Origin of the sequence: 'Chrysanthemum coronarium' phytoplasma (assembly GCF_000744065.1) — a bacterium.
Classification (GTDB): domain Bacteria; phylum Bacillota_I; class Bacilli_A; order Acholeplasmatales; family Acholeplasmataceae; genus Phytoplasma; species Phytoplasma asteris.
This window is the reverse complement of record NZ_BBIY01000139.1, coordinates 1-737: the sequence shown is the minus strand read 5'-3', so window position 1 is coordinate 737 and position 737 is coordinate 1. Positions and strand designations below refer to the sequence as shown.

Sequence of the window (737 nt, the reverse complement as noted above, 5' to 3'; positions counted from 1 at the left end):
AAACGAATAACTTCAAAACCTAATTCTTTTAATTGAGTGCTGATACCGTAAGTTGTAGGAACGCCATTAGGTCCCGAGGATTTTTTGGTATCTCCAATTAAAATTTGGCTTGCTAAATAAGTTCCTGTAGTGATAATGACAGTTTTGGCATTAATTTTTGTTCCATCAATAAGACAGACTCCTTGAACTTGGTTGTTTTGGATGACTAGATTGTTTACGAGCCCTTCCAATAGAGTTAAATTGAGGGTTTTTTGTAATATTTCTAAAATAATTTGAGGATATTCTAATTTATCAATTTGAGCTCTTAAAGCTCTTACTGCAGGACCTTTGGAAGAGTTAAGCATTTTGATCTGAATTTGTGCAAGATCTGCAGCTTTTGCCATAACACCACCTAAAGCATCTATTTCACGTACTACAACACCTTTGGCAGGACCTCCGATAGAAGGATTGCAAGGTAAGGAAGCAACTTGTTTTAAGGAGCCTGTAATGAGTAAAGTATTATGTTTTTTTGCCAATATTAAAGCAGCTTCAACACCTGCATGTCCTGCTCCAATAACAATGCTATCGTAGATCATTTGAGTACCTTTCTTGATTGTTTTTTTGGGTTTTATAATCATTTATTTATCATTTGTTTAATTTAATTCGTTTATTTCGTCTATTGTGTTGTCTTTGTTTTTGGGGTTGTCTTCATTGGGATTTTGGTCTGATTTGGGTTCAACAAAAGTTGGATTGAATTG

General features: G+C 34.3%; 1 protein-coding gene. It reads right to left on the bottom strand.

Annotated features, from left to right (window positions below):
• Nucleotides 1-575, bottom strand: a 575-nt coding sequence (locus OYV_RS04165) for an FAD-dependent oxidoreductase (RefSeq protein WP_042068465.1), incomplete at its 3' end; no start/stop codon positions are given.
• Between the last annotated feature and the right edge of the window lie 162 nt (nucleotides 576-737).